Below are 25039 nucleotides of genomic sequence, written 5' to 3'. Positions count from 1 at the left end.
CCGGACCCTTTCGGACCCGGCACACCTCGTCTGCGCGGTGCGTCACATGTCGGGGAGGGCCGTCAGCGCGGCCATCTGCTGCACCGCGGCCAGGTCGGACGCGCCGCCGTACACCCGCACCTCGTCGATCGCTCCGGCGAAGTACTCGCTCTCCCCGCGCAGCGAGCGGCCCACCTGCAGACCGCCCGTGGCGGGCCACAGCGTGGCGTCCTTCCCGTGGGCGCCGGCGACGAGCTGGCCGTCGACGTACAGCCGGATCGAGTTGGCGAAGGCGTCGTAGACGACCGCCAGGTGCTGGCCGGAGCCACTGGTGTCGGGCAGCGACTGGTCGTCGGTGAAGGTGACGACCTCGGGGGCGGCCGCGTCGGTCCTGGCCACCGCCAGCTCCCACTGCTGTGTCGCGGCCTGGTAGCGGACCTGGACGCGGTTGGCGTGGGCGCCCGGCAGGGACAGCACCGTCTGCGACTTCTCCGGGTCCAGCGAGGTGAGCTGGGCGCGCGCGGCCACGGTGAAGCTGCCGTTGCCGGTGATCGGGGCGATGGCGGTGGACGCGTAGTCACCGTCGCCGTCCAGGACCAGGTTGCCGTCGCCGACCAGGGCCGCGACGTCGAACAGCGGGTCGGCCGGGCGGTAGACGGAGGCGTTGCCCGAAAGGGACAGCGCCTGCCCGCCGCCGGTCTCCGGCGACGATCCGCCCGTGGCCTCGTCGAGCTGCCAGTAGCCCTTGCGCTCCGGCTTGACGGTCATCAGCTCGGCGACCTGGGCCGCCGGCAGGACACGGTCGAAGACGCGGACCTCGGCGAGGTCACCGGTGAAGTTGTCCTGGTAGCCGCTCTTGGCCGTGGACCGGCCGATCTGCAGCGGTCCGTACGACTTCCAGGTGGAGCGGCGCTGCGCGGCCCACTTCGATTCCTTGTTGATGTAGAGCCGCAGCTCCGGACCGCCGGACTTCTGGGCGTCGTACACGCCGGTCAGCAGTACCCACTGGTCCTTGACCACCGAGGTGCCGGTGGCGACGGCCTTCCACTCGCCCAGCGAGTCCACGTCGTTGACCGGGACGGAGAACTTCCAGGCCTGCGCGGTGGCGTCGTAGCCGAGGGTGAAGCCGGGCTCACCTGTGCCGTCCTGGCTGATGACCGCCATGTCCCGGTCGAGCGCGGTGGGCCGTACCCAGGCGCTGACGCTGAAGCTCTTGGCGGTGTCCAGCACGGTCTCGCTGACGTCGAGGTACGCCTCGGCGCTGCCGTCGAAGTGGGCGGCCTGGTCCGCCTTGCCGCCGGGGCCGGCCGCGCCGAAGCCGACGGCGGTGCCGGCGGTCGCCGAGAACTGGCCGCTCTCGTCGTGGGCATCGGTGCCGTCGGCCGGGTCGGCGAGGTTCCACTGGGCGACGACCGGGGTGCCCTCGCTCACCAGGAAGTCGTACAGGGTGCTGCTGGCGTGACCCGCCTTGTCGACGGCGACCACTTCCAGCACCTGGCGTCCGGAGCGGGTCGGCATCCACTGCGTCGAGACCGGGCCGCCGGCCTTGGCCGGGGTCAGCGGGGCGAGCGCGGCGCCGTTGAAGGAGTACTGGTACTTGACGACGTCGGTGTCCGGGATGGCGTCGTTCGGGTTGGGGGAGAAGGAGAAGCTGCCGTAGGTGCCCACGCCGTCGTGGTAGACGGTGTCGGACGGGTACTGCTTGGACAGCACCAGCGGCTTGCCCGGCCAGGTCTTGTCGTAGACGAACTCGCAGCGCTGGGCAGGGTCGCCGTCCCAGCTCCACGGGCCGTAGCCGTCACCGTCGGTCGCCCGTGCGCTCCAGTAGATGACGGTGTTCTGCGGGATCGTCGACCTGACGGTGTGCTCGAACTTGGTGGCGGTGGTGGGGGACAGCCATTCCTTCGTGGTGTAGCCGTAGGACTTCGCCTCCTTGGTGGCGGGGTCCGTCCACTCCACCTTGAACTCGACCCTCACCTTGTCGGTCTTGCCGTCGGCGTGGTCCGGGTCGCTGGCGATGGCCTTCAGCGTCGGCGGCTTGTCGGTGGTCGGGCGGTTCGCACCCCACTTGCACAGACCACCCGGGTCCGTGGACATGTCCGCGGTCCTGATCTGCCGGGGCAGGTTGTTGTACTTGATCGACAGGTGGGCGTTGCCGCAGATCCGCTTCCATTCGGCGAGACGGGACTCGTCGGCCGCGCGCAGGCCCAGCGTCATCGAGTTCCAGCCGCCCGCGGCGGCCGTCTTGATCTCGCTGGTCAGTTCCGGGTTGGTGTTCTCGTCGCTCTCGAAGCGCAGGTTGGGCTGGCTGGAGCAGGACGTCGGGGAGATCGCCCTGTCGACGGTCGCGATGTGGTCGTCCCAGTCGTCCACGGTGTTGGACCAGTTGCTGGACGGACTGATCGAGTAGTTCTTGCCGCCGATGCGGTAGAGCCGGATGGGCTCCGCGGCCGGTTTCGCGCTGTAGATGTGCTCCACCCGGGCGGCGAAGGTGGCGGCCACGATCTGCTTCCCCTTGTAGAAGGAGAGGGGCATGGTGAACAGCAGGCGGCGGGAGCCGACACCGTTGCAGGAGACGGGGTTGTAGTCGGTGGGGCACTTGCCGACGCCGGCGCTGCCGGAGTACTTCCAGTCCTGCTCCGAGGGAATGCCGGACATGATCCCGGTCCAGGAGGTCCGTGACGCGATCCCCTCGATGGGGTCGATGACGACGGGGAAGACGGTGTCCTCGTCCTTGAGCAGCTTCTGGTCGGGGATGAGGCTGAGCCTGTCCTTGCCCACCTCTACGCCCAGTGGGGTGACGCGGCCACCGCCGCCGGGTCCCTCGAGGGGGGGCTCGGGTGCGGCCTGCGGACCGGTGGTTGTCTCCTCGGCGCCGGCCGCCGCGGCCCTCAGCGCCGTCGCGACGGCCTTCGGTCCCTGCTTCGCCGTTGCCGTCTCCTTGGCGGCGGCGGAGTCCCACATGGCCGGTCTGCCGGCCTCGAAGACGGTACCGCCGACGACGGCGTCCTCCGCGACGATCGCCCCGGAGGCGTCCTCGGCGACCTTCAGACCGTCGGTCGTCATGCCCAGATCGAGCCGGGCCAGGCGCGGATCGGCCGCTGCCTCGGACGTCTTGACGACGAGCAGATGGCCGAAGCCGTCGGTCTCGGCCCGCACGGCCAGGTCCACACCGGGCAGGACCTCGGCGTAGGTGGCGGTGTCGCCGTCGACGCTCGGCTCGGGCAGTCTGCCGTACGGCCAGGACAACGCGAACTCACGGCCCGCCCGCTGCATCGTCACGAACGGCTTGCCCGCCTGTCCGGCGGAGAAGGCCAGGTCGACGGTGGCGGCCTTCGGCCCCCAGGTACCGTCGGCCCGCTTCACCAGGGTCGCATCGACCTTGACCCACTGTCCGTTCTGCACGGTGCGCACGGGCTCCGTGTACTCGTGGGCGGTGAAGCTGCCGTCGGGCTCGGCGAAGATCTCCCGGCGCTCGGAGCGCATTCCGATGACCTCGGTCTGCTTGCCGCTCCTACGTGCCTCGGCGAGGGCCTGCTGCTCGGTCACCATCGGCTGGTCGGCCGCGACCTGTGCCTGGCGCTCCGGTCCTCCGCCTCCCGGAAGGGCGACCACGCCCGCCGTCACCACGCCGGCGACGGCCGCCGCCACGGCGGTGCGCAGTGCGACGGCGCGCCATATCGGTCTGTGTCTGTCTGCGGACACGCGTCCACTCTCCAGTCGCTTCATGTCTGTCCCACCCCTGCTGCCGCCGACCGCGTCGCTTCCTCGAGATGCCGTCATCGGACCGTCGTGCCGAAGGCGGTGCCGGTGTCCGGGATCCCGCCCTCGCCGGGCTTGAGTGTCACGGTCGGCGCTCCGCCTGAGGCCACGTTCCACGGGAAGCCGTGGACCGCCCGGCCCTCGGTGGGGCCGTAGGGCATCCCGACGTACAGCAGCGAGGGGGTCGCGGCGAGGGAGAGGCCGGCGAGCTGGCGCGGGGCGGGAGTGCCCGGGATGCCGTATCCGGGGTCGATCCACTCGTCGGAGGCGCCGGGCGCACCGACCAGCGGGACGATCTGGACGCCGCCCTTGTCACGGTGTTCCTCGGACGACTCCTCGCCGGGCACGCCGATGGCCAGCCGGGCGTTCGTGCCGGTGGACGTGGCGTTCGGAGCGGTGTTGACGGCGGCGAGCCGCTGGCCGAAGAAGTCACCGGCCTCCGTCTCCCCGGCCACGTCCGTGGTGTTCTGGTCGATCCAGGCGATCTCGGTGAAGGTGCCGTTCGCCGCGATCCGGAAGACCTGGACGGCGCCCGCGTCGACCGTCGTCGCCAGGTCCTCCCCAGGGGTGCCGACCGCGAGCAGCGACTCAGTGGTGGAGGTGGCGCCGGAGGCTCGGTACGGGACCATGGCGACCGCGGCGCCGAACTGGTCACCGACCTCCTCCGCTCCGAGGACGGCGTCCTGGTCCTGGGCCATGCCGGTGAGCAGCTTCGGGCGGCCGGAGCTGAGCGTGTGGCTGAACACGCTCACGCCGCCCGCGAAGGTCGTGGTGCCGAGGGACTCACCGGGATTGCCGACCGCGAAGTGGGTGGAGGTCGCAGCCAGCGAAGAGCCGAAGCGGTCGTCCTGCTCGGCCACCGCGCCGCCGGCATCCGTATCCTGGCCGACGCATACGACCGTCTGCGCAGTGCCGTGCACATAGCAGAAGGTGCCGGCGTCTTCGACGGTGCCGACCGACTCTCCGGGGAGACCGATCAGCAGGTAGGGCGACCCGCTCGCGGTCTTACCGGCCGCGACCGCGTAGCCGGCCCAGTCACCGGCCTCTGCGGCACCGGCCAGCGCCTTGCCATTGCCCTGGTAGAACTCTTTGACTGCCCGACCGCCGGCGTTCAACCCCTCGGGGGATCCATAGACCAGGTGGACGAAGCCGGAGTCGGCCGCGGTGCCGATGTCCTCGTACGGCGAACCGATCACCAGGTCGCTGCAGCCGTCGAGGTCGGCGTCGTAGACGGCCAGTGCGTAGCCGTACCGGTCACCCGCCTCGGGCGCTCCCGGAACGTCGGCCGGTTCCTGGGAGACGGTCAGCGTGCCCTTGCCCCCGCCGTAGACGACGTGGACCTCACCCGCCTTCCGCACCCCGGCCACCGTCGCCTCCGGGTCGGCGATCGCCGTGTCCCTGATGCCGTCACCGTTGAAGTCCGAGTCGACGCCGGTGGGGCATGCGACGGCGGCCGCGGCGGGCGTACCGCCGGTCCCCAGCCCGAATGTCAGCAGCGCTCCCACCAAGGCGGCGACAGAGCCGCGCCGCCACATTTTTCCCACCCTCGACACAGCCGCCCCGCACATAAGAAGAAATTAAAAAAGTCAAAGGATCATTGCTTTGCGCGAAGTCGAACTGCAATACCCCTCCGCATCCCGATCGCCGTGACATGAATCACAGGAGACGCACAGGCTCTCCACAGGGCGAGCACACGACAGCCCCGCTCCTCCTCACTTCTCCGCACGCACCCTCGGCGCAAATCCGGCAAAGAGTCACCAGATAGGCAATTCCCCCTCCGTGGCGGTCCGGATCACCAGGGCGATCCCCCACCTCTTGCCCCTTTATGGGCCAATTTCCCTCGCTGATCCTCCACTTGGGCCTCCCCCCTTCTCGACGCGGCCCGCCTGGCGCATCCGAGCCGAGACTTCGCCACCACGGACGAACCGACGGCCATTTCGAGGCGCGAACGAAAGAAAGACCGAAAAGAGACGTGCCAGATGAAGGATCGGCCGGATATAGCGAACAGGTCCAGTCAGTCGCCACTTCCCCACCAAGTACGGAAATCTTCACCACATGGGTAATCCGATCAATAAACGCGCCCCGGAGAAATTGCCTGACGGGAGACCGCACGCACCGGTTTCGAGTCTCCGAAGTGGGCGGACCGGCACCGAGTCCACCACCGTGAGCGTGCCCGTCGACGTGCGGGCACCGGTACCCGGCACCTGCGACGTATGCTCACCGGGCGTAGCAGCCACCCCGGAAGCGAGAAGACGAAGTGAACTACAGGGTCCAGCCCAGCGCCCAGGTCGACGAGAGCGCCGAGATAGGCGCCGGGAGCAGCGTCTGGGAACTCGCCCAGATCCGCGAGGGAGCCAGGCTCGGCGAGGGCTGTGTGGTCGGCCGCGGCGCGTACGTCGGCTCGGGCGTGCGCATGGGCGACAACTGCAAGCTGCAGAACTACGCGCTCGTGTACGAGCCGGCCGAGCTCGGTGACGGTGTCTTCATCGGCCCCGCCGTGGTCCTCACCAACGACCACAACCCGCGCTCCGTGGACCCCGAGGGCAAGCAGAAGCGGGGCGGCGACTGGGAGGCCGTCGGCGTGCGGATCGCTGACGGGGCGTCCATCGGCGCCCGGTCCGTGTGCGTGGCGCCCGTCAGCATCGGGCGCTGGGCCATGGTCGCCGCGGGCGCCGTGGTCACCAAGGACGTTCTGGACTTCGCCCTGGTCGTCGGTGTTCCCGCCCGCCAGATCGGCTGGGTCGGCCACGAGGGTGTCCGGCTGGTCGAGCGCCAGGGCGAGGCCGGCGTGTGGGAGTGCCCGAAGTCGGGTCGGCTCTACCGGGAGGCCCCCGGAGGCTCGCTCACCGAGGCGGAGTGAGCCCACCGCGGCCGGTCCGGAGACGCGGGACGGGCCCCGCACCACCCTTCAGGAGCGGTGCGGGGCCCGTCCCGCGTCCGGAGCCGGATCAGCCGCCGATGACGACCCGCCGGACGCCCTTCCAGGCCTCCGGGTCGGTGGTACGGCGACCGTCGACAAGGACGGTGACGTCCGGCAGGTCGGCCGGGGTCAGGGTGCGGTACTCGACGTGGTCGGCCTGGAGGATCGCAGCGGTGACCTTCTCACCGGTGTGCGGGGTGAGGCCGTGCGCCGCCAGCTCCTCCGCGGTGTACATCGGGTCGGAGACGTACGGCACGGCGCCGCGCGCCTTGAGCGCCTCCACGGTCGGGAAGACGCCCGAGAACGCGGTCTCCTTCACTCCCCCGCGGTAGGCCGCGCCCAGCACGAGCACATTGACGCCGGTCAGGTCGCCGTAGGCGGCCGCGAGCAGGTCGACCGCGTACTCGGGCATCGCGGCGTTCGCCTCACGGGCGGAGCGCACCACGGTCGCGGCCGGGTCGTTCCACAGGTACATCCGCGGGTAGATCGGGATGCAGTGGCCGCCGACCGCGATGCCCGGCTGGTGGATGTGGCTGTAGGGCTGCGAGTTGCAGGCCTCGATGACCTTCTTGACGTCGATGCCGTTGCTGTCGGCGAATCGCGCGAACTGGTTGGCCAGGCCGATGTTGACGTCGCGGTAGGTGGTCTCGGCGAGCTTGGCCAGCTCGGACGCCTCCGCCGTGCCCAGGTCCCAGACCCCGTTGGGGCGGGGCAGGTCGTCGCGGACGTCGAAGTCCAGGACCGCCTCGTAGAACGCGACACCGCGCGCTGTCGACGCCTCGTCGACGCCGCCGACCAGCTTCGGGTAGCGGCGCAGGTCGGCGAAGACCCGGCCGGTGAGCACGCGCTCGGGCGAGAAGACCAGGTGGAAGTCCTCGCCCGCGGTCAGGCCCGAGCCTTCGGCGAGCATCGGCGCCCAGCGGGTGCGGGTGGTGCCGACCGGCAGGGTGGTCTCGTAGGAGACGAGGGTACCGGGCCTGAGGCCCTGCGCGATCGCCTTCGTGGCGGAGTCCATCCAGCCGAAGTCCGGCACGCCCTCGGCGTCGACGAACAGCGGGACGACCACGACGACCGCCTCGGACTCGGCCACCGCGGCGGCCGTGTCCGTCGTCGCGCTCAGCAGACCGGCGTCGACGGCCTGCTTCAGCTTCACGTCCAGGTCGTGCTCACCGGGAAAGGGCTCGACGCCGGCGTTGACCAGCTCGACGACCTTCGCGTTGACGTCCGCGCCGATGACCCGGTGGCCCTTGGACGCGAACTGCACGGCGAGCGGAAGGCCGATCTTGCCGAGCGCTACTACGCAGATGTTCATGGTTGGGTCGTTACTTCCTCTTGAGACCGCGGACGACGGTGGTCCTCACCCGGGAGGCCAGGGACTTCTTCGGCGGGAACATCCGGGCCGTGGAGACCACCACGCGGCCCTTGTCGTTGACGAGGGCGGCGGCACGGTAGGGATCGTCGTAACCGCCCCAGCGGCGTGACAGCGGCATGGGCTTGTCCTTGCCGCGCACGGGTATCTCGTACGTGGCCCCGGCGACGTCCAGGTAGACCCGTACGCCGAGTTTGATCTCGCGCCGCTCCAGCGGGACGCGGGCGTGCAGCACCGTGGCGGCGCCGTCCTCGGCGGGCTGCGTGGTGAAGTGGCCCACGGGCGCCGGGAGGGAGTGTCCGCCCGGGAGCTTCCTGGCCCCGGGCTTGTCCGCCTTCTGGGGCATGGCCCCGTGCACCAGCCGGAGGACGGCGCCGTCCACGTCGCCCAGGACCGGGATCCTGACCGACGCCGTGTAGGCGATCTGCTCGCCCTCCTGTTCCCAGGCCGAGGAGAGCAGTTCGGTGCCCTTGGCGAGCCGGCCGGGAACCGCCTCCCCGACGAGCTCGTAGCACCGGTCGGACAGATCGATCCGGGGGTCGCGGAAGCCGGGATAGCGGGCATAGGCGCGGTCGCCCTCGACGACGAAGGGTGGCGCCCCGTGCTTCTTCTCGGAGATGATCGCCTCGCACAGCTCGTCGATCGCGCCGGCCCGGGCCAGACAGATGCGCACCCGGCGCTTGACGTCCATCGCGTCCCGGATGCCGTCCGTGAAGTAGGCGTCGGCGAGCCGGGCGATGCCCGCGCAGATGTCGCGCTGGAGATCACGGTCCAGGGCGGGAAAGTCGTCCTGGACGAGCTTGGCCAGTTCCCAGGTGAAGTGCCGGCGCAGGACGGCGTCGCGTTCCGGGCCGGGCTCCAGGAGGCCGGCGGTGAAGTCCATGATCTCCGCCGTGCACCGCAGCCGGGCCAGGTGGTCGGCCCGGTAGGTGATGTTGCTGGCGTCGCCCCGCTTGACCGCGTAATAGCAGGTGTAGTCGGCCACCACCGAGATCTTCCGCGCGCGCACGCACGCCTCGATGGTGAACGGCTGGTCGCTGCCCACGGGCAGGTGCTCGGGGAAGCGCATCTTGTGCCGCTCGACGAGGTCGCGCCGGAACAGCTTGGTGTTGGCGAGGGTCCAGGGCAGGGCGGAACCGGTGAGGCCGACGTCCGGGTCGTTCTTCTTGTACAGCGCCTGGTGGACGTAGCGGCCGTTGGTGCCGACCATCTTGCCGACGACGACGTCGGAGTCGTTCTGGTCGGCGCACTTCACCATGCGCTCCAGGGCTTCCTCACCGAGGTAGTCGTCGGAGCCGATGAAGTAGACGTACCGCCCGGTGGCGACGTCCAGCGCCCGGTTGCTGGGTGCCGCCGGGCCGCCCGAGTTCTCCTGGTGGATCACCTTGACGGTGTCCGGGTACCGCTCGGCGAAGCGGTCGAGTTCGGCGCCGCTGTCGTCGGTGGACCCGTCGTCGACCGCGACGATCTCCAGCCGGTCCCGCCCGATGCTCTGGCCCAGCAAGGAGTTCAGGCACTCCGTCAGGTAGGGCATCGTGTTGTAGACGGCGACGATCACACTGACGTCGGGTATGCCGCTCATGCCTGTGCCTCCGCCTCTCTGCGTCCGGCCGCGGGCCGGCCCGTCAACCGCGTGTAGACCGCGTCCATCCGCTCGGCCTGAGCCTCCCAGGTCCACTGGTCGAGCAGCCCGGGCGCGTCGTACGCGGCGCGGTACCGCTCGGCGTCACCCAGCACCGACTTCAGCGCGCGGGCGTAGTCCTCCAGGTCCTCGGCGCGGAAGACCTCGCCCTGGCCGGTCTTCTCGACCATCGCGCCCATCGTCTTCACGTCGCTGACGACCAGCGGCAGCCGGGCGTGGGAGTACTCGAAGAACTTGGTGATGAGGGCGATCTCGTGGTTCGGCCAGTGGTGGATCGGGATGACACCCACGTCGGCCGCCGCGAGGAAGCGCGTCACCTGGTAGTGCGGCACGTACGGCAGGATGTGCAGCCGGTCGCCGACGCCCAGCTCCTCCGCGCGCGCCCGCAGGGACTTCATGTAGTCGGAGTTGGTGTTGAGCACGACGAACGCCGTGTGCGCCTCCGGCAGGAGCGGCAGCGACTCGACCATGATGTCCAGACCGCGCTGCGGCGCGGCGGCACCGCTGTACACCACGAGCGGAACGTCGTCCGCGACACCGCACAGCTCCCGCAGGTCCGGTACGGGCTCGGCGGCCTGCTCCGGCGAGATCTCCGCGTCCGGGGCGTTGAGCACGACGTCGGGCCGCTCCGCCAGCCTGTGCCGCTCCTGCAGCATTCCGGCCAGGGTGTCCGACACGGTCATCACCGCGTCGGCGTAGCGGGAGTACTCCTTCTCGTGCGCGCACTGGGCGATGTGCCAGCGCGGGTGCGGATTCCAGGGCTTGATGCCGGGCAGGAACTCGTGGGCGTCCCAGACCAGTTTGACGTCCCGGCCCACGGCGCGGGCACGCAGCGTGGCGCGGGCGCCGACACCGAGCATCCGGAAGTCATTGGCGTGGACGATGTCCGGCTTCAGCTCGTCGATGACCTTGCCGTACGCCAGCTCGAAGTCCCACAGGTGCGGATCGAGCCTGCGCCAGGCACGGTCGCCCATGGTCTTGCGCCAGAAGGCGGTGGTGAAGCGGTCCAGCGCCGAGTCCATGGCCTTGCGCCGCTTCTCGAGCGCCTGGGTCTTGCGGTACCTGAGGTTCACCCACGACTGCGTCAGCCGGGAGAGGAGCCGGGGCGCCAGCAGCTTCAACCGGCCGAACGTCGAGCCACGCTGCTGGGCGATGATCAGCCGGATGTTGAGGTCGGCCCGCCAGGCCTTGACCTTCTGGCGGCGGTACGACGACAGCGGCCCGGGCCGGTAGGCCAGCGGGGAGCGCAGCACCGCCCGCCGGTACTCGTGACGCCGGCGGAACATCGGCGCGGGCACGGGAAGCAGCCGAACCTCGGCGTTCCCGATCTGCCAGCTCTGTTCCTTCTTGTTCCTGGACTTGCCCAGCAGGATGACGTCCCAGCCCGCCTCGGCGGCGGAGCGAGCCTCCTTCTGCACCCGTGAGTCGCCGTTGACGCCGTTGTCGACGAGCATCACGACCCGGCCGCGGGCGGGCCGGCCCGTCACCGTGTGGTTCTCAGCTGCCATGGGTCGTCAGGTCCTTCGGGTCGAGCGAAACAGTGCGGTTGTCCGCCGCCGATTCCAGCACCGCGGCCGCGACCTCCACGGTCCGCAGCCCCTGGCGCAGGGTGCAGATGTCGGCGGGCCGGCCGAGGACCGCGTCCCGGAACAGTTCGTGTTCGACGAGGAGCGGCTCGCGCTTGGGAATGGCGTAACGGATCATGTCACCCTCGGCGACGCCCCGGAAGGCCTGGAGGGCCTCCCACTCGGTGGCCACGGCCGAGTTGGAGTGGAAGGTCAGGTCCGCGGTGAGGGTGTCGGCGATGAAGCAGCCGCGCTCGCCGGTGACCGAGGTGAAGCGCTCCTTGAGCGGGCTCAGCCAGTTGACCAGGTGGTTGACCATCGTGCCGTCGTCGAGGCGGCCGACCGCCGAGACCATGTCCTCGTGGGGACGGCCGCTCTTGGAGACGGTGTGCGCGGCGATGGAAACGTACTCGCGGCCGGTGACCCAGCCGGTGAGATCGATGTCGTGGGTGGCCAGGTCCTTGACCACGCCGACGTCGGCTATCCGGTGCGGAAACGGCCCCTGGCGCCGGGTGACGACCTGGTACACGTCGCCGAGTTCGCCGGCTTCCAGCCGCGCCCGCAGCGAACGCAGCGCGGGATTGCACCGCTCGATGTGCCCGACGCCGGCCAGCAGACCGCGCGACTCGAAGGCCTCCACCAGACGGCGCGCCCCGTCCACCGTGTCGGCGACCGGCTTCTCGATCAGCGCGCAGGCGCCGGCCGCGGCGAGCTGCAGGCCGACCTCCTCGTGCAGGGCGGTGGGGCAGGCCACCACGGCGTAGTCGACGCCCAGGTCGATGAGTTCCTCGACGGTGGCCAGGACGGGCGCACCCTGTGCGGCACCGTTCTTGTCACCCATCGGGTCGACGACGCCGACGAAGTCGACGCCCTCGAGACCGGACAGGACGCGGGCGTGGTGGCGCCCCATGGAGCCGAGGCCGACGAGACCGGCCCGCAGCCGCCTTCCGTTGCTCACTTCTGCTCCCCCAGCGCGTTCACGGCGGACACGATGCGCTCCAGGTCGGCCGCGGACAGGCCCGGGTGGACGGGCAACGAGACGACCTCGGCCGCCGCGCGCTCCGTCTCGGGCAGGTCCCAGACCCGGCCGGCCTTCTGGTCCGGCTCCCAGTACGGCTTGAGGCGGTGGATGGGCGTCGGGTAGTACACCGCGTTGCCGATGCCGGCCTCGGTGAGGCGGGCCATGGCGGCGTCGCGGTCACCCCGGACGCGCACGGTGTACTGGTGGAAGACGTGCCGGGCGCCGGCGGCGACCTCCGGCGTGACCACGTTCGGCGCGGTGATGTGCTTCGTGAGGTACGCGGCGTTGGCGATGCGCTGCTCGGTCCAGCCGGCCAGCTTGGCACGCTGCACCCGGCCGATCGCGGCGGAGACGTCGGTCATGCGGACGTTGGCACCGACGATCTCGTTGGCGTAGCGCTGCTCCATGCCCTGGTTGCGCAGCAGGCGCAGGGTGCGGGCGAGTCCGACGTCGGCGGTGCTGACCATGCCGCCCTCGAGGCTGTGCATGTTCTTGGTCGGGTAGAAGCTGAACGTTCCGGCATTGCCGAACGCGCCGACCGGAGTGCCGTGCAGCATCGCCGCGTGGGCCTGGCAGGCGTCCTCGATGACGGCCAGCCCGTGCCGGTCCGCGATGGCCATGATCCGGTCCATGGCGGCCGGGTGACCGTACAGGTGGACGGGCATGACCGCGGCGGTGCGCGGGGTCAGAGCCGCCTCGACGGCCGCCGGGTCCAGGCAGAAGCTGCCGGGCTCGATGTCGGCGAAGACCACGTCGGCGCCGACCAGCCGTACGGCGTTGGCGGAGGCGGCGAAGGAGAACGACGGCACGATGACCTCGTCCCCCGGGCCGATCCCCAGGGCGAGCAGTGCCAGGTGCAGCGCGGAGGTGCCGGAGTTGACCGCGACGCAGTGCCGTCCGGCGACGAGCTCGGCGAACTCCTCCTCGAAGGCGGCCACCTCGGGCCCCTGCACGACCCGGCCGCTGCGCAGTACGCGTACCGCGGCCTCGATCTCCTCCTCGTCGATGACGGGCCTGGCGGCCGGTATCAACTCATGGGCGTCGGTCATCGACGTTCCCCCTCCTCGTTCGGTGGCCTCGGCGGACGCACCACGCCGTGGACCGGGAAGGGACTGCCCGGGCGGAAGCGGTTCGTATCCGCGTCTTCGGAAACTCGGCAGGCTGCTGCCGGCGGCGAACGGTCTCCGCTTGGTCTCCGCCCCCCTGGAGAGCCGATGACGGGAGGCAGCCGCCGTCCGTGTGGGAAGTCCGGTCACAGCAGTCGCTGCGGTCCACGGTGTCGCAACACCAGGGGCCTGGACCGTAATTACGTTACCAGCACATGTGCAGGGCTTATCGGAAGAGTTACCTCAGAGAAATCTTCGACCGGTCGAGGAACGGGCACCTCCGGCGTCCAGGGCGACCGGCCGCGGAACATCTGTGACGCACCCGGGCCGGGACACGACGGAGCGCGGGGCACCGGGGACTTCCGGTCTCCCGCGCTCCTGGGCGCGAACCCGCCTGCGGGCGGGCCCGACAGACCGGATGGTGTCAGTCGGCCACCGTCCGGATGTCACGGCGGACCGGCGCGAACGCCGAACGGGGCGGCGCAGATTGCGGGCCCGCATGAGGGCCGGTCAGAAGCCCGCCCCAAGCGGGGCCTCGCTCCGGACGGCGTTCTTGCGCGGCAGAACTCCCTCCGGAACGACCTGCGGGTCGTCGGCGCGGTACTTCTTGATGATCCTGTCGTAGTCGTCCTTCACCACGGTGCTGGTCGGATCAGCCCGAAGACCGCCACGACACTGGTGAGCTTGGTGTCGAGCTCCACCACCGGATCGGGGGCGGAAGCGCCGTAGCACCTTGAACACGTCGCCGGCCCGCATCCCCGTGTGCCCGTCGCGGGCCGCCTCGTCGACATTGCCCGGCAGCATGTCGTCCAGCACGGTCACGCTCGACCACCGCGAGTGCCGCTCCGGCGAGAAAGCCCTGCAGGCGATCCGGTCCGCACGGTCCGAAGTCAGCAACCGAGTCTGGTCGTTGGCCGGTGGGGACGCGCCGGACGCCGGCGGTCAGGTCGTCATCGATCTCGACGGCGTCCTGGTGATCGCGCACTCCGACAGAGGACGCGGTCGCGACCTGGAAGAAGACCTACGGCCACCATCCGCTGACGGCCTTCGTCGACCACGGAGCGGGCGGAACCGGAGAGCCGGTCGCCGTCCTGCTCAGGCCGGGGAACGCGGGCTCGAACACGGCTGCCGACCACATCACCACCCCCAGCTGGTCCTGGCCCAGCTGCCGAAGAAGTACCGGCGGGGGCGGCAGACGCTGATCCGCACGGACTCCGCCGGTGGCACCCATGACTTCGTGTCCTGGCTCGCCAGACGAGGACGATGGCTGTCCTGCTCGATCGGCATGACGGTCACCGAAGTGATCCACGAACCCGTCCTGAAGGTCCCAGCCTCGGCCTGGACGGCGGCCGTCGAGACCAATGGTGAGGTCCGTGACGGGGCCCGGGCCGCCGAGCTCGCGGGCACGTTGCCGGACGGCTGGCCCCCGGGCACGCGACTGACCGTCCGCAGGGAACGGCCTGACCCTGGAGCTCAGTTGAGGACCACGGACGCGGACGGCATGCGGATCACGTGCTTCGCGACCAACACCGTCGTCCGACCGATCACCGAGCTCGAGCTCCGTCACCGGCTACGGGCCCGGGCGGAGGACCGGATCCGGGCCGCCCGGGCCACCGGCCTGCGGCTCCGCCTGTTCACCGTGGCCGGACAACTCGTCACCACCGGCCGCCGGCGGATCCTCCGCCTGGCCCGGCGCTGGCCCCGGACCGACCACATCACCGCCGCACTCGAACGGCTCGCACTCCTGCCGGGTCCCGGCTGACCGGCGGCTTCACCTATTCCTACGACAGCCCTTCACCACCCGGAGCGGTGGAACCCGGCGCCGCCCCGAGACGACACTCGGGCCCTCGGCCTGCACACAATCAGCCCACCACACGGAAAGGGGCCACCGACTCCGCCGGCGGCCCGTCACGAAAATTCGAGGCCAGTGCGGGGGCAGTGTCTCGTACAGCTCGGCGAACTCCGGGCCGACGCTGTCGGCCGACTCACGGAAAAGACGAATGGGGCCGCACATATTTCCCTTGACCTTGCCGGCGGCGACGATGTCGGAATCGTTCTTCCGCGCCCGGTCGCACCTCACTTCCATTGCCTTCGGGCCCAGGGCGTCGTCCTGGTCGAGGAAATGCGGGTAGGCGACACCGGCATTACGGGGACGTCCGGGCCAACCCGAGTTCGGTAGGGGGAACACCCGCGTGCTCTCCGTCTTTTCGGCCAGCTCGTTCAGCCGCTCCGTGGAGTCATCGGTTGACCCGTCGTTGACGAGGACCACCTCGAGCTCGTCCTGCGGCATCGACTGCTTCAGGATCGATTCGATCGGGCGCTCGATGTAGATCCCTGCGTTGTGGACCGGGATGACGAAGCCGACCTTCATGCTCGTGGGTTCCGCTCCTGGAGCTCTGCGAGCAGCACGGACATCACGGAGCCGAGCGCTTCGGACCAGTCGCGCATCGGTTCGGTTCCAGCCTGCTGCCAGCGGCCGTGTCCCAGCACGCTGTACGCGTGCCGGGGCGGGCGAACGTCGCACTGGTGGTCGGCCGGACCCGTTCCGGATCGGTACCCAGCAGCCGGAAATATCCCGGGTGAGCCCGAACCACGTCGTCTCGCCGGCGCTGGTGCCGTCCCGGACGGTTCAGCGGCCGAGGCCCTCCCGGTAGGCCACGCACGCCTCGTAGGAGGGCAGGAGACCCTGGTCGCGGGCCTCGGCCAGGGTGGGGGCCCGCTCGTCCTTGGCGGACAGGAGCGGGGTGAGGCCGGCGGGCCAGTCGATGCCCAGGGCCGGGTCGAGCGGGTGGATGCCGTGCTCGCGCTCGGGGGCGTAACCCTCGGAGCAGAGGTAGACCACGGTGGCGTCGTCGGTGAGCGCCATGAAGCCGTGACCGAGGCCCTCGGAGAGGTAGACCGCGTGGTGGTCCCGGTCGTCCAGGCGGATCGCCTCCCACCGGCCGAAGGTGGGCGAGCCGGTCCGGATGTCCACGATCACGTCGAGGACCGCGCCGCGCACGCACGTGACGTACTTGGCCTGGCCCGGCGGCACGTCGGCGAAGTGGATGCCGCGCAGGGTGCCCCTGCTGGAGACGGACATGTTGGCCTGGGCGAGCGTGAGCGGGTGGCCCGCCGCCTCGGTGAGGACCGGGGCCTTGAACCACTCGTGGAAGCTGCCCCGGTCGTCGGGGAAGATCTTCGGCTCGTACACCCAGGCACCGGAGAGGGAAAGGGGTCGCATGGAAGGGTCCGTCCTCAGTTCTTCTTCTTGTCCGTCAGTGCGCGCTTGATGCGGCCGGCGATCCGGCGCCACAGGGGGCGGGCGGGCTTCCTCGGCGGGATCCGCCGGCCGACCACCCGGACGGTGCCGTCGGCGGCGACCACCACGTCGACCGGGAGCCGGGTCCACTTCGCCTCGCCCCGGGCGGCGGACGGCACCCCGATGCAAACCGCCCAGCGCCTCCCGGTGAGCTTCTCCAGCGGCAGCACGGCGCTCACGGTACGGCCGTCCACCACGGCGTCGGCCGGGTACGCGCCCACGTTCCCGTGCTCGAAGCGGAGCCGCACCGGGTCACCGGCGTCCGCCGCCACGTGCAGCGGCAGCGGCAGCCGTACGGCCGGGCCCTCGACCACGGCCCCGGCCGGGTCCGTCCGGGCCGCCGCCTCGCGCTCCAGCTTGTTGGTGTGCTGGTCGACGTCGAGGGAGAGGTTGCCCGGCCCGTCGGTCCAGTACGGCAGGACCAGCCGCCTCGGCTCGCCGGTGAGCGCGGCCAGCCGCCCGGCCTCCACGTCCTCGCCGCGCACCGCGCCGAGGCGGGTCTCCTTGCTCCAGCCGCAGCACTTGATGCGCAGGTGCAGGTCCCAGATGCCCTTCTCCAGGGGCGCGCCCGCGGCCGCCGTCTCCGGGTCGAGGACGGCGCGCGCGGTGATCCGCTGGCGGAAGGCGCCCTCCCCCGCGTCCAGGCGGTGCGGCTCGCACTCGACCGGGAGGTAGAACTGCCTGGCGTCCTCCCGGTGGCGCACCACCAGGTCCACGCCGCTCTTGCCCACCGGGGCCTCCAGGGTGATGCCCTGGCCGGCCAGCGCCTCGAGCGCCTTGTCGGACAGCGGCAGGCCGAGCAGGTCGCGCCCGCCCTCCCGGCGGAAGGTCATCGGTTCGCCGTCGACCTGGTACTCGGAGGTGAAGCCGACCTTCAGGACGCCGTCCTCCCAGGCCAGCGAGTCCAGCGTGCCGGTGGGCCTGATCCCGGCCTCCCAGCGGGCGAGGGCGCGGACGTCCTCGTAGAGGTCGGCGGCGACCAGTCCGGCCACCACCCGCTGGGTGGGGGCGACCCGCGCGAACACGCCCGGTCCGAACCGCTCGGTGACGACACCGCGGATCTCGCGGTACAGCTCCTCGGCGTAGTCCTCGGGGAGCCTGAGCAGCCGGTTGCCGCGCAGCCGCTCGACCATCTCGTTGCGCAGCCAGCGGCTGAACAGCCTGTCGCGCAGCGGGCCGGGCTCGGTGAGCTCCTCGACCACGTCGAGGGCCTCGCGGAGGTTGGTGAAGTAGCCGGCCGGGTCGAAGCGCTGGAAGCCCGCGTTGGAGCCGTCGTCGCGGGTGATGTGGTAGTAGCACAGGTAGTCGCCGAGGACGGCGACGCTCCTGGCCCGCAGGTAGGCCTCGACCACGAAGACGTGGTCCTCCAGCCGGCGGCGGCCCTCCTTGAAGCGCATGTCGTGCTGCCTGAGGAACTCCCGCCGGAACATCTTGTGCGGGGTGAGGCTGTCGATCAGCGGCGCGTTCTCCACCGTGGCGCGCGGCCGGTTGACCCGGAACAGCTCCTGCGGGACCGGGCGGCCGATGCCCGCCATCTTGCCCACGACCACGTCGGCGTCGTTCGCCCTGCCGTAGTCGTACATCCGCTCGAGGGCTTCGTCGCCGAGCCAGTCGTCGTGGTCGACGAACATGACGTACTCGCCCCGGGCGGCGTCGATGCCGGTGTTGCGGGGCTTTCCGGACCAGCCGGAGGCCTCCTGGTGGATGACGTGGAAGTGCGGGTGCTCGGCCGCCAGTGCGTCCAGCCGGGCGGGGGTCTCGTCGGTGGAGCCGTCGTCGACGAAGAAGACCTCGAACTCGTCCGGGGGGAGGCTCTGCCGCAGCAGACCGTTGATGCAGTCCTCGACGTACTTGCCCGGGTTGTGGACCGCGATGACGACGCTGACCTTGACTGTCACGCCGGGTTCTCCTTCTCGTGGACCCGGTGGATCTCCGGGAACGCCTCGGTGAGCGCCGCGCGCCAGTCGCGCAGCGGCTCGATGCCGGCCGCGGCGAAGCGCCCGTGGCCGAGCACGCTGTAGGCCGGACGGGGGGCGGGACGGACGAACGCCTCGCTGGTGGTGGGGCGGACCCGGTCCGGGTCTGCGCCGAGCAGGCGGAAGATCTCCCGGGTGAGGCCGTACCAGGTGGTCTCGCCGGAACTGGTGCCGTGGTAGACGCCCGCCGGGGCGGTGCCGGCCAGGGCCCCGCGCCCCAGCTCGAGCAGCAGACCGGCCAGATCGGCGCTCCAGGTGGGCTGGCCGCGCTGGTCGTCGACGACGTCGAGGGTCTCCTTGAGGCCTTCCAGCTTGATCATCGTGCGGACGAAGTTGCCTCCGCCCGCTCCGTACAGCCAGGCGGTGCGTACGACGTAGCCGCTGTCGGGGAGGGTCTTCAGGACGGCCTGCTCGCCGGCGAGTTTGGTGCGCCCGTAGGCGCTGCGCGGCGCGGTGGGGGCGTCCTCGGCGTACGGCGCGGCGGCGTCGCCGGCGAAGACGTAGTCGGTGGAGACGTGGAGCAGGACGGCACCGGTGCGGGCGCAGGCGGCCGCGAGGTGGGCCGGGCCGTCGCCGTTGATCGCGAGCGCCTCGGCCTCGCGGGTCTCGGCGTCGTCCACGGCGGTCCAGGCCGCGCAGTTGACCACCACGGCGGGCCGGTGCCGTTCGAGCGCCCGCCGCACGGCGTCGGCGTCCGTCAGGTCCAGCGCAGCCCGGTCCAGGGCGGTGGCCTGCTCCCCCGCCGCGGCCAGCCGGGCCAGTACGTCCCGGCCGAGCATCCCGCCCGCCCCGGTGACCAGCCAGCCGGCCGGTGCGTCCAGCTGTTCCTCTGTCGGGTTCATCCCTCTTCCTGTCCTCCGTGCCGGATGGCGCGGGCCCCGGGCGGGATCCGGGACGCGCGGGGAACGCCCGAGCGGACCCGGGAGGGTCCCGGACCCGCGTGGGACGGGCGGTGCGTCAGCTCAGCGCCGCGCGTTCCTTCAGCGGCTCCCACCAGGCGCGGTTGTCGCGGTACCACTGGACGGTCTCGGCGAGACCCTCGCGGAAGTCCTTGCGGGGCGCGTAGCCCAGTTCCTCGCGGATCTTCGTGCAGTCGACGGAGTAGCGGCGGTCGTGGCCCTTGCGGTCCTCGACGTACTCGACGCCGGTCTCCCAGTCGACGCCGCACGCCTCCAGGAGCAGTTCGGTGAGCTCCTTGTTGGAGAGCTCGGTGCCGCCGCCGATGTTGTAGACCTCGCCCGCGCGGCCCTTGGTGCGGACCAGCTCGATGCCCTGGACGTGGTCGTCGATGTGCAGCCAGTCGCGGACGTTGCCGCCGTCGCCGTAGAGCGGGACCTTCTTGCCGTCGAGGAGGTTGGTGACGAAGAGCGGGATGACCTTCTCGGGGAAGTGGTGGTGCCCGTAGTTGTTGGAGCAGCGGGTGACGCGGACGTCCAGGCCGTGGGTGCGGTGGTAGGACAGCGCGATCAGGTCGCTGGACGCCTTCGTCGAGGAGTAGGGCGAGTTGGGCTCCAGCGGGTGGGTCTCGGGCCAGGAGCCCTCGTCGATCGAGCCGTAGACCTCGTCGGTGGAGATGTGCACGAAGGTCCTGACACCGGCCCGGTGCGCCGCGTCCACGAGCGTGTGGGTGCCGACCACGTTCGTGCGGACGAACTCCGCGCCGCCGTCGATGGACCGGTCCACGTGGGACTCGGCGGCGAAGTGCACCACCTGGTCGTGCTCGGCCATCAGCGTGCCGACCAGCTCCGGATCGCAGATGTCGCCCCGCACGAAGGCGAACCCGGGGTGCTCGCGCACCTCGTCGAGGTTGGCCGGGTTGCCCGCGTACGTCAGCTTGTCCAGGACGGTGACCGCGACGTCACCGGGGCCCTGGGGGCCGAGCACGGTACGGACGTAGTGCGAGCCGATGAAACCGGCGCCGCCGGTCACCAGGATCCGGGTGGTCATGAGGAGATCTGCACCTTGCTGTGATCACCGAGCACGAGCCGGTGGGCCTTGGGGTTACGGGGAGCGGGCGTGACCTCGACGTCACGCCCGATGAGCGAGGCCTCCACCCGGCGCACGCCGGTCACGGACGCGCCCCGCAGGACGATGGAGTACTCGATTTCGCTGTCCTCGATACGGCAGTCCTCGGAGACCGAGGTGAAGGGGCCGATGTAGGCGTTGTCCACCACCGTGCCGGCGCCGACGACCGCGGGACCGACGATCCGGCTGCCGCTGATCCGGGCGCCCTCCTCGATGCGCACCCGGCCGATGATCTCGCTGGCCTCGTCCACCGTGCCCGCGTCGCAGGGCTCGATCGTCTCCAGGACGGACCGGTTGACCTCCAGCATGTCGGTGACGTTGCCGGTGTCCTTCCAGTAGCCGGAGATCGTGGTGGAGCGGACGTCGCGCTCCCGGTCGATCAGCCACTGGATGGCGTGCGTGATCTCCAGTTCGCCGCGCCAGGAGGGCTCGATGGAGCGGACGGCCTCGTGTATGGCCGGGGTGAACAGGTAGACGCCGACGAGGGCCAGATCGCTCTTCGGCCGCTCCGGCTTCTCCTCCAGGCCCACCACGCGGCCGTCGGCGCCGAGTTCGGCGACGCCGAAGGAGGTGGGGTCGGGGACCTGGGTCAGCAGGATCCGCGCGTCGGGCCGCTCGGCGCGGAACTCCTCCACCAGGCCGGTGATGCCGCCGACGATGAAGTTGTCGCCGAGGTACATGACGAAGTCGTCGTCGCCGAGGAAGTCCCGGGCGATGAGCACGGCGTGCGCGAGCCCCAGGGGCGCTTCCTGCGGGATGTAGGTGACCTCGATGCCGAACCGGGAGCCGTCCCCCACCGCCTCGCGGATCTCGTCCGCGGTGTCGCCGACGATGATGCCGACCTCGGTGATCCCGGCGTCGGCGATCGCTTCCAGACCGTAGAAGAGCACAGGCTTGTTGGCGACCGGCACGAGCTGTTTGGCCGAGGTGTGGGTGATCGGACGGAGGCGGGTCCCCGCTCCCCCGGAAAGCACGAGAGCCTTCACGTGTAGCGCCCCAATACTGTGTGCCTGGTCAGAGATGAAGAATCCCGGTTTGTCTGACTTCGCGGTCGACCTTTGACCCATCATAACCGCGCGCCGGGAACAACCATTCATCCGTCATTCACCCGGGGGGACCGCCGCCGTTCCCTTATGCCAAAAGCAATCCGCCCCCGGCGGAGCCGGGGGCGGATTGCTTTCATCCAATAATCCGGAATTCGATATTCCGGAACAATCCGAAGATCAGTCCTCCGTCGAGGCCGTCACCGACGACGAGGGCTGCTGGGCCGCCGCCGCGGTCTTCTTCGACGCCGTCTTCTTCGCGGTCGTCCTGGCCGCGGCCGACTTGGTGGTCTTCGCCGCCGCCTTCTTGGCCGTCGTCTTCTTGGCGGCGGTCTTCTTGGCCGCCGTCTTCTTCGTGGCGGCCTTCTTCGCCGTGGCCTTCTTGACCGTCTTGCGGGCGGTCTTCTTGGCCGGGGCGACCTCGGCTCCGGCTTCCCCGACGGGCTCCTCCGAGACCCCTTCGGCGGGCTTCTCCGGGACCTCTTCGGCGGGCGCCGTCCCCGTCGCCGCCGACGGGACGACCACGACGGCCGTCTCCTCGGACGCGGTCGGCGTGCTCGGCTTGCGCACCGCGCGGCGGCGCGGACGGGCCGGGGCGGCGGTCTCGGCGGGAGCCTCGGACGGAGCCTCCCCGGACGGTGCCTCCTCGGACTTCGGCTCGGGCGCCTCGACGACCGGGGTCACGGGCTCGCCGACCGTCACCACCGCGGCCTCCGCTCCCGCCGGGGAACCGGCCGGCGCGGACACCTTGCGGGTGGCCCGGCGACGCGTACGGCCCTTGGGCGCGGCCTCCTCGGCGGCCGGCTCGGCCGGCTCGGGGACCACCGCGTCCTCGACGGCCGCGGGCTCGGCCAGCGCCTCGGCGGCCGGCTCCGGCCGCACCGGACGCGCGGCCTCCTCGGCGGCCGTCACGTCCTGCGCCGTCGGGGCCTCCACCTCGGCCTTCTCGCTCTCCTCGGCCTTCTGCCGGGCGGCCCTGTCCTTGGCGGCCTCCCGCTTCGGCGCGCCCGCGGGGGCCGACGCCCGCCGGCTCGCCCGGCGACGCGTGCGCCCACGGGTGGCCGCGGCCTCCGCCTCGGCGGCACTGCTGTACAGCTCCTCGTCGGGCACGAACTCCGGCGCGGGGAGCGCGACCGGCTCGGCGGCCTCGGCGGCGACCTCGGCCGTCGTCTCCGCCTCCGCCTCCTCCTCGGCCGTCTCGACGCCCACGGCGGTCTCGTGCTCGTGCGGCTGCTCCGCCGCGCCGGCCCGCGCCCGCTTCCGGCGCTTGCCGCCGCCACCGGCCGCGGCCGGCTGGTCCAGGTGCACGATGACACCGCGCCCGTTGCAGTGGACGCAGGTCTCCGAGAACGACTCCAGCAGGCCCTGGCCGACCCGCTTACGGGTCATCTGGACCAGGCCCAGCGAGGTGACCTCGGCGACCTGGTGCTTCGTGCGGTCCCGGCCCAGGCACTCCAGCAGGCGACGCAGCACCAGGTCACGGTTGGACTCGAGCACCATGTCGATGAAGTCGATGACGATGATGCCGCCGAGGTCGCGCAGCCGCAGCTGACGCACGATCTCCTCGGCCGCCTCCAGGTTGTTCCTGGTGACCGTCTCCTCGAGGTTGCCGCCCTGGCCGGTGAACTTGCCGGTGTTGACGTCGACGACGACCATCGCCTCGGTCCGGTCGATCACCAGCGAACCGCCGCTGGGCAGCCAGACCTTGCGGTCCAGCGCCTTGGCGAGCTGCTCGTCGATCCGGTACGTGGCGAAGACGTCGACCTCGCTGGTCCACCGGGACAGCCGCCCGGCCAGGTCCGGCGCCACGTGCGACACGTACCCGTGGATGGTCTCCCAGGCGTCGTCACCGCTGACGACGACCTTGGTGAAGTCCTCGTTGAAGATGTCCCGCACGACCCGCACGGTCATGTCCGGCTCGCCGTACAGCAGCGTCGGCGCGCTGCCGGCGCCGTTCTTGGACTTCTTCTTGATCTCCTCCCACTGCGCCTGCAGCCGCTCGACGTCCCGGCGCAGCTCGTCCTCGCTCGCGCCCTCGGCGGCGGTGCGCACGATGACGCCCGCGTCCTCGGGGACGATCTTCTTGAGGATGGTCTTCAGCCGGGCCCGCTCGGTGTCGGGCAGCTTGCGGCTGATGCCGGTCATCGAGCCCTCGGGGACGTACACGAGGTAGCGGCCCGGGAGCGAGACCTGGCTGGTCAGGCGGGCGCCCTTGTGGCCGATCGGGTCCTTGGTGACCTGCACCAGGACCGGCTGGCCCGACTTCAGCGCGGACTCGATGCGGCGCGGGCCGCCCGACATGCCGAGCGCCTCGAAGTTGACCTCACCGGCGTAGAGCACGGCGTTGCGGCCCTTGCCGATGTCGACGAAGGCGGCCTCCATCGACGGCAGCACGTTCTGCACCTTGCCGAGGTAGACGTTGCCGACGTACGAGGTGGCCTGCTCCTTGTTGACGTAGTGCTCGACGAGCACGCCGTCCTCCAGGACGCCGATCTGCGTACGGTCGCCGTGCTGGCGCACCACCATCACACGCTCGACGGCCTCGCGGCGGGCCAGGAACTCGGCCTCGGTGATGATCGGCACCCGGCGGCGGCCCTGCTCGCGGCCCTCGCGGCGGCGCTGCTTCTTCGCCTCCAGACGCGTGGAGCCCTTGATGGACTGCACCTCGTCCGACGGCTCGGCCTTCGGACGGGGCTCACGCACCTTGACGACGGTGCGCTCCGGGTCGTCGGTGGCCGCCTCGGGCTCACCACCGCCGTCACCGGCGCGGCGACGACGGCGCCGGCGGCGACGGCTGCTGCTGGACCCGGAGTCGTCACGGTCCTCGGCCGGGCCGGCCGCCTCCTCGGCGTCCTCCTCGACCTGCTCGGCGGTGTCCTCGGCGTCCTGGGCGGCCTGCTCGGCGGAGACGTCCTCGGACTCGCCGCCCTCGGCGTCGCCCTCGGCGGAGTCACCGCGCCGGCGACGACGGCCGCCGCGACGGCGGCGACGGCGGGAACCGGCCCCCTCGCCGTCGTCCTGGTCCTCGGCCTCGGCGTGGTCCTCCTCGGCGTGGTCCTCCTCGGCGTGGTCCTCCTCGGCGTGGTCCTCCTCGGCCTCGTCCTCGGCCTGGGGCACCTCGGCGGCCTCGGGCTCCTCGTCAGCGCCCCGGCGCCGGCGACGGCGGCGGGAGGCGGCGGGCTGCTCCTCCGGGAACTCCTCGATCCGCTCCGGCTCCGCCGGCTCGGCGACCTCGGCGGCCGCTTCGGCGGCGGCGCGCTCCGGGGTCTGGAAGGTGAAGACCGGCGGCTGGAACACGGCGACGGCCGGACGCGCGGGGCGCCGCGCCGG

Annotated in this window: 16 protein-coding genes and 1 pseudogene; 2 read left to right on the top strand and 15 right to left on the bottom strand. The window is 71.1% G+C overall.

All coding sequences use genetic code 11. The features are described 5' to 3' along the window. Positions 1 to 42: 42 nt before the first annotated feature. Positions 43 to 3684: a LamG domain-containing protein gene (locus tag ABTY20_RS25280; RefSeq protein ID WP_351999336.1), complete on the bottom strand. Its 3642-nt coding sequence runs from the start codon at positions 3682 to 3684 to the stop codon at positions 43 to 45. Between the two features lie 74 nt (positions 3685 to 3758). Further along, the gene (locus ABTY20_RS25275; protein ID WP_351999335.1) at positions 3759 to 5246 is read right to left on the bottom strand and encodes a VCBS repeat-containing protein; all 1488 of its coding nucleotides are present in this window, start codon (positions 5244 to 5246) and stop codon (positions 3759 to 3761) included. Positions 5247 to 5998: 752 nt separating this feature from the next. Here ABTY20_RS25275 and ABTY20_RS25270 point away from each other — a divergent pair. Continuing rightward, the gene (locus ABTY20_RS25270) at positions 5999 to 6601 is read left to right on the top strand and encodes an acyltransferase (protein ID WP_351999334.1); all 603 of its coding nucleotides are present in this window, start codon (positions 5999 to 6001) and stop codon (positions 6599 to 6601) included. Positions 6602 to 6689: 88 nt separating this feature from the next. Here the strand turns inward: ABTY20_RS25270 and ABTY20_RS25265 are convergent, their stop codons facing one another. The 6 genes from ABTY20_RS25265 to ABTY20_RS25240 form a co-directional block, all read right to left on the bottom strand. Continuing rightward, the gene (locus tag ABTY20_RS25265) at positions 6690 to 7973 is read right to left on the bottom strand and encodes a nucleotide sugar dehydrogenase (protein ID WP_351999333.1); all 1284 of its coding nucleotides are present in this window, start codon (positions 7971 to 7973) and stop codon (positions 6690 to 6692) included. Positions 7974 to 7983: 10 nt separating this feature from the next. Next, complete coding sequence (locus ABTY20_RS25260; RefSeq protein WP_351999332.1) at positions 7984 to 9612, bottom strand: glycosyltransferase family 2 protein; 1629 nt, start codon at positions 9610 to 9612, stop codon at positions 7984 to 7986. Beyond that, entirely contained in the window at positions 9609 to 11180 is a 1572-nt protein-coding gene (locus tag ABTY20_RS25255) for a glycosyltransferase family 4 protein (RefSeq protein ID WP_351999331.1), read from the bottom strand. Before ABTY20_RS25255 ends, ABTY20_RS25260 begins: the two co-directional genes overlap by 4 nt. After that, positions 11170 to 12195: a Gfo/Idh/MocA family protein gene (locus tag ABTY20_RS25250; protein ID WP_351999330.1), complete on the bottom strand. Its 1026-nt coding sequence runs from the start codon at positions 12193 to 12195 to the stop codon at positions 11170 to 11172. The genes ABTY20_RS25255 and ABTY20_RS25250 overlap by 11 nt, the downstream gene beginning before the upstream one ends. Continuing rightward, the gene (locus ABTY20_RS25245) at positions 12192 to 13307 is read right to left on the bottom strand and encodes a DegT/DnrJ/EryC1/StrS family aminotransferase (protein WP_351999329.1); all 1116 of its coding nucleotides are present in this window, start codon (positions 13305 to 13307) and stop codon (positions 12192 to 12194) included. Before ABTY20_RS25245 ends, ABTY20_RS25250 begins: the two co-directional genes overlap by 4 nt. 567 nt (positions 13308 to 13874) lie before the next feature. After that, positions 13875 to 14186, bottom strand: a complete 312-nt coding sequence (locus ABTY20_RS25240; RefSeq protein ID WP_351999328.1) for a hypothetical protein — start codon at positions 14184 to 14186, stop codon at positions 13875 to 13877. Between ABTY20_RS25240 and ABTY20_RS25235 the strand changes: the two are divergent. Beyond that, positions 14135 to 15126: pseudogene (locus ABTY20_RS25235) on the top strand (transposase); the annotation flags it as partial. The gene ABTY20_RS25240 and the pseudogene ABTY20_RS25235 sit on opposite strands and share 52 nt — an antisense overlap. 9 nt (positions 15127 to 15135) lie before the next feature. On the opposite strand, the gene ABTY20_RS25230 reads toward ABTY20_RS25235, so the two are convergent. The 7 genes from ABTY20_RS25230 to ABTY20_RS25195 all read right to left on the bottom strand — a co-directional run. Then, the gene (locus ABTY20_RS25230; RefSeq protein ID WP_351999327.1) at positions 15136 to 15735 is read right to left on the bottom strand and encodes a glycosyltransferase family 2 protein; all 600 of its coding nucleotides are present in this window, start codon (positions 15733 to 15735) and stop codon (positions 15136 to 15138) included. Positions 15736 to 15993: 258 nt separating this feature from the next. Continuing rightward, the gene (rfbC, locus tag ABTY20_RS25220; RefSeq protein ID WP_351999326.1) at positions 15994 to 16587 is read right to left on the bottom strand and encodes a dTDP-4-dehydrorhamnose 3,5-epimerase; all 594 of its coding nucleotides are present in this window, start codon (positions 16585 to 16587) and stop codon (positions 15994 to 15996) included. A gap of 14 nt (positions 16588 to 16601) precedes the next feature. Continuing rightward, positions 16602 to 18563: a glycosyltransferase family 2 protein gene (locus ABTY20_RS25215; protein ID WP_351999325.1), complete on the bottom strand. Its 1962-nt coding sequence runs from the start codon at positions 18561 to 18563 to the stop codon at positions 16602 to 16604. Then, complete coding sequence (gene rfbD, locus ABTY20_RS25210) at positions 18560 to 19483, bottom strand: dTDP-4-dehydrorhamnose reductase (protein WP_351999324.1); 924 nt, start codon at positions 19481 to 19483, stop codon at positions 18560 to 18562. Before rfbD ends, ABTY20_RS25215 begins: the two co-directional genes overlap by 4 nt. Positions 19484 to 19598: 115 nt before the next feature. Continuing rightward, positions 19599 to 20588, bottom strand: coding sequence for a dTDP-glucose 4,6-dehydratase (gene rfbB / locus ABTY20_RS25205; RefSeq protein WP_351999323.1), 990 nt, complete (start codon positions 20586 to 20588; stop codon positions 19599 to 19601). Next, the gene (locus ABTY20_RS25200) at positions 20585 to 21652 is read right to left on the bottom strand and encodes a glucose-1-phosphate thymidylyltransferase (protein WP_351999322.1); all 1068 of its coding nucleotides are present in this window, start codon (positions 21650 to 21652) and stop codon (positions 20585 to 20587) included. Before ABTY20_RS25200 ends, rfbB begins: the two co-directional genes overlap by 4 nt. A 237-nt stretch (positions 21653 to 21889) precedes the next feature. After that, the coding region (locus tag ABTY20_RS25195; protein ID WP_351999321.1) for an Rne/Rng family ribonuclease at positions 21890 to 25039 on the bottom strand (3150 nt) is incomplete at its 5' end.

Source organism: Streptomyces sp. NPDC126497 (assembly GCF_040302425.1).
Taxonomy (GTDB): Bacteria; Actinomycetota; Actinomycetes; order Streptomycetales; family Streptomycetaceae; genus Streptomyces.
This window is presented reverse-complemented; position numbering and strand designations above follow the sequence as displayed.

Coding starts and splice junctions, on each gene's coding strand:
- ABTY20_RS25260 (WP_351999332.1), bottom strand. CDS start 9,612: ATGAGCGGCATACCCGACGTCAGTGTGATCGTCGCCGTCTACAACACG.
- rfbC (WP_351999326.1), bottom strand. CDS start 16,587: ATGCGACCCCTTTCCCTCTCCGGTGCCTGGGTGTACGAGCCGAAGATC.
- ABTY20_RS25245 (WP_351999329.1), bottom strand. CDS start 13,307: ATGACCGACGCCCATGAGTTGATACCGGCCGCCAGGCCCGTCATCGAC.
- ABTY20_RS25255 (WP_351999331.1), bottom strand. CDS start 11,180: ATGGCAGCTGAGAACCACACGGTGACGGGCCGGCCCGCCCGCGGCCGG.
- ABTY20_RS25230 (WP_351999327.1), bottom strand. CDS start 15,735: ATGAAGGTCGGCTTCGTCATCCCGGTCCACAACGCAGGGATCTACATC.
- ABTY20_RS25265 (WP_351999333.1), bottom strand. CDS start 7,973: ATGAACATCTGCGTAGTAGCGCTCGGCAAGATCGGCCTTCCGCTCGCC.
- rfbD (WP_351999324.1), bottom strand. CDS start 19,483: ATGAACCCGACAGAGGAACAGCTGGACGCACCGGCCGGCTGGCTGGTC.
- rfbB (WP_351999323.1), bottom strand. CDS start 20,588: ATGACCACCCGGATCCTGGTGACCGGCGGCGCCGGTTTCATCGGCTCG.